Source organism: Teichococcus deserti, from assembly GCF_001982615.1.
Lineage (GTDB): Bacteria > Pseudomonadota > Alphaproteobacteria > Acetobacterales > Acetobacteraceae > Pseudoroseomonas > Pseudoroseomonas deserti.
This window is the reverse complement of record NZ_MLCO01000390.1, coordinates 1-4166: the sequence shown is the minus strand read 5'-3', so window position 1 is coordinate 4166 and position 4166 is coordinate 1. Positions and strand designations below refer to the sequence as shown.

At 72.9% G+C, this 4166-nt stretch carries 3 protein-coding genes; all 3 read left to right on the top strand.

The annotated features are described in order from the left end of the window. Positions 1–80: 80 nt before the first annotated feature. A complete protein-coding gene (locus tag BKE38_RS27780) occupies positions 81–734 on the top strand; it encodes a hypothetical protein (RefSeq protein ID WP_076960405.1) in 654 nt (217 codons plus the stop codon). A gap of 69 nt (positions 735–803) precedes the next feature. Next, complete coding sequence (locus tag BKE38_RS27775; protein WP_076960404.1) at positions 804–3026, top strand: glycosyl hydrolase family 28-related protein; 2223 nt, start codon at positions 804–806, stop codon at positions 3024–3026. Continuing rightward, on the top strand, positions 3026–4166 hold a 1141-nt coding region (locus tag BKE38_RS27770; protein ID WP_420014342.1), incomplete at its 3' end, for a phage head spike fiber domain-containing protein. The genes BKE38_RS27775 and BKE38_RS27770, both read left to right, overlap by 1 nt.

The window sequence follows — 4166 nt, the reverse complement described above, 5'->3', positions numbered from 1 at the left end:
GACCAAGCCCGGCCCTGCCCCCGCAGCGCCGGGCTTTCCGTCGTCCGGGCCCCGTTCCGCCGATCCAGCAGGAGACGCGCATGCCCTTCGACGCCCGCGGCCTGACCGCGCTCGCCAACACCGACAGCTTCACCCTCTGGCTCTACATCACCACCGACACCCGCGCCGCGGTGCTGGCGCCGGGCTATTTCACCGCGGCGATCAGCCGGCTGAAGCCCGGCCACGTGATCCTGCTGGAAGCCGCCGACGCCATCGTGCTGATGCCGGTGCTGGCCAACGGCAATGTCGGCAACGGCCTGGTGCTGAGTGCCACGGCCGCGCCGATCCGCATCAACGCGGAAGCCGCGCTGCTCTTCGAGATGACGATGGACGCGGTCACCGCCGCGACCCGCAGCGTCGCGCTCGATCCGCTGCCCAGCGGCCTCTATGTCAGCCGCGTCTTCACCGTCGCGGCGCGCGTCAGCGGCCCGGTCACCTCGGTGATCTTCAGCATGCTGAATTCCTCGGGCGCGGTGATCGCGGGGCCGACCACGGTCGCGGTCTCGGCCGGCAGCGCCACCATCGACTTCACCGCCCCGTCGCCCGGCAGCGGCTACCGCATCCGGGTGACCGACGCGGGCGAGCCGCTGGCGACGCAGACCTCGGCCTCCTTCGTGGTGACCGAGCCTTTCGCGCTGCTGACCGAATCCGGCATGAGCCTGACCGGCATCGAGGGCGGCGAGCTGCTGCTCTGACCTGACCGCGCGCCCCTCCCGCTTCCCGTCGCCGCCCTTCCCGCCTCCGCGCCAAGGATCCCCCCGACGATGCCCGACAAGAAGATCACCGAGCTGCCCGTGGTCAGCACCATCTCCGACCTGGACATCGCCCCCGTGGTGCAGGGCGGCCTGATCTCGGGCGAGACCCGCCGCACCACGGTGGCCCAGCTGCGCAGCGGCATCCTGGCCGAGCGGCCGCTGCATGTGCGCGAATTCGGTGCCGTCGGCGACGGAACCACCGACGACACGGCGGCGATCAACGCCGCGATCAGCGCCGCCTTCGCCCTCGGCGGCGGCACCGTGCTGCTCGGTCCCCGCCGCTACCTGGTGAACAGCGGCGAGCTGCTGGTGCGCGAGAACGTCATCCTGCAGGGCCAGCTCCACCAGGGCGGCTTCCGCATGAACAGCGACTACGCCACGGTGCGCTACACCATCGTGCTGAACCCGGCCTATACCATCCGGGTCCAGCGCAACGGCGGCATCCATGGCGTCGCCATCATGCGCAGCGGCATGACGCGGGCGACGACGCTGCGCCAGGGCCTCGACGAGGCCGCCGCCTTCGCCGGCACCGCCGTCACCCTGGGCAACGGCGCCGCCGGCGGCAGTGCCGGCAACGGCGCCGACAGCTCGCTGACCCGGCTGCTGATCCTCGGCTTCAACTGGGGCATCTGGAGCGAGGGCAACGCCCGGGTGCGCATCAGCGACATCCTGGGCGACTGCACCAACGGCCTCTATCTCGGCCGCTCCTTCGACGTCTCGCGCATCAGCGAGGTCAACTGGCACCCGCTGCTGACCACCGCGCGCAGCTGGTCGAACACCCGGATCCCGATCGCCGCGGTCGAGAACAACGGCAGCGGGCTGTTCCGCATCACCACCGCCAGCCCGCATGGCCTGGCCTCCGGCGACATGATCAACGTCGCCGAGGTGCGCGGCAGCGGCGCGCCGGCCTGCTACGGCCGCTGGGTCGTCACCGTGGTGGACGGCAGCCGGCTCGATCTGCGCGGCAGCAGCTTCGCCGGGCTCTGGGGCTCCGGCGGCGCGGTCTACATCAACCCGAACCGCCGCCTGGGCAGCGCCTTCGTCATCAACGACGCCGACATGGCGAGCTTCGAGAACTGCTTCGAATACGGCCACGAGATCGGCTTCGACGTGCAGAACGCCGTGCATGCCGGCCATTTCAGCAATGTCGGCACCGACGGCTGGAACGACATGGCCGATCCCAGCACCGTCGGCATCCGCATCGCCGGCACCTCGCTGCGCACCAAGTGGGTCGGCGGCTTCATCTCGTCCAAGGGCTGCTCGGTCCAGGTCACCACCACCGGCGCCGAGCAGCACGAGATCATCGGCGTCGACGTCACCGGCGGCGCGCGGCGCATCGCCGAGGTGCTGAGCGGCCAGCTCTCCTTCGTCGGCTGCGACTTCACCGGCGCGCCCGGCACCGGCAACGTCACCATCAGCGCGATCCACCTCGGCAGCGGCACCGGCAGCCTGATCGTCACCGGCTGCGACACCAGCCCGGTCACCTTCACCGCCGACAACGCGGCGGCGATGCAGAAGCTGCAGCTGGCCGCCAACCGGCCGGGCACCTCGACGCCCAACACCCAGCGCATCGCCGCCGGCCGGCTCGAGCTCGCCTCGGTCTCCGCTGCCGCCGCCATCGAGACGCGGCTCTCGACCGATGTGGACGGCGCGGTGAACATCCACCGCCGCAGCGCCACCGACGGCGCGCAGCTGACGCTGGCCAACAGCGCCAGCAGCGTCGTCGCGCAGCTGAGCGTCGCCAGCAACGACCTGGTGCTGGAGACGCGCAGCGGCGCGACCGTGACCGAGCGGCTGCGGATGGCCAGCAACGGCACGCTGACGGTGGGCACCGGCCCGCTGGTGCTGGCGGCCGACCCGACCGCGGCGCTGCATGCCGCGACCCGGCAGTATGTCGATGCGCAGTTCACCGACCGGCGGATGACGACGGTGCTGCTGTCGGGCGCCACCGCCCTGGCCCAGGCCAGCCACAATGCGCGGATGCTGATCGCCAATCCGGGCACGACGCTGTCGATCAACTGGGCCAGCACCGGCGACGGCTTCTCCTGCAGCGTCGTCAACCGCACCGGCGGCGACCTGGCGCTGACGCTGTCCGGCTTCACCGGCAGCACGCCGAGCAACAGCGACGGCTTCACGAAGATCCGCTCGGGCGGGGTCGCGACGCTGCTGCTCTATTCGCCCGACGGCGGCACCACCCGCATCTGCCACCTGACCGGCGCGGGGGCCCCCTGATGTTCCAGCATGCCCCGATGGCGGGCGCGGTGACGCCGGAGACCGCGCTGCGCCTGCTCGGCCCGGATTTCGACGAGCGGCTGGCGGTCGCCCGCGCCGGCCCCGCCCTGGCCCAGGATGCGGCGGGCCTGTGGCAGCCGGCGGCCGCCAACACGCCGCGCTTCCACGGCCCGGCCCGCCGCCTGCTGGTCGAGGAGGCGCGCAGCAACGCGCTGCGCAACCCGCGGGTCGAGGGCGCCATCGCCGGCACCCCCGGCACGCTGCCGACCACCTGGACCAGCTTCAACAGCAGCGGCCTGACGCTGGCCGTGGCCGGCACCGGCGTCGAGGACAGCATCCCCTATGTCGACTGGCGCCTCTCCGGCACGGCGACGGCGGCGGGCCAGGTGCAGATGAAGTTCGAGGCGGCGACCCAGGTGGTGGCCGCCCAGGGTGAGGTCTGGACCGGCAGCTTCTTCGCGAAGATCGCCGCCGGCGCGCTGCCGGCCGGCGTCGTGCAGGCGCTGCTGATCGAATACACCGCCGCCGCCGGCTACCTCTCCGAGGGCGGCGTCGATATCCGCGCCGTCACCACGGCGCCGCTGCGCGGCCAGCGCTGGGTCAATACCCGGACCCTGGCCAGCGCCACCACGGGCCGGCTGCTGCTGCTGTTCCGCACCAACATCGCCAATGCCGAGGTGGTCGACCTGACCATCCGCCTCGGCTGGCCGCAGCTGGAGAAGGCGGCGACCGCCTCCTCGCCGATCCTGCCGGCGGCGGGGACGCCCGCCGTCTCCAGCCGCGCTGCCGACGCGCCGGCCTGGTCGCCCCCGGGCGGCTTCGGCGCCGAGGGCACGCTGGTGGTGCAGGCGCTGCTGCCCGCCGCCGCCGGCGCCAGTCCGGCCGGGCTGCTGCAGATCGACGACGGCAGCGACGCCAACCGGCTGTTGCTGCGCAACGCGGCCGGCGGCAGCGCCATCCAGGCGCTCGCCGTCGGCGGCGGCGCGACGCTGGCCACGCTGGCCGGCGGCAGCATGATCGCCGGCACCGCCTTCCGCGCGGCGCTGGCCTGGTCGGGGTCGGAGCTCGCCCTCTGCCTCAATGGCGGCACGGTGCAGGCGGCCGCGGCGACGCTGCCCGGCGGTCTGACCCGGCTGCTGG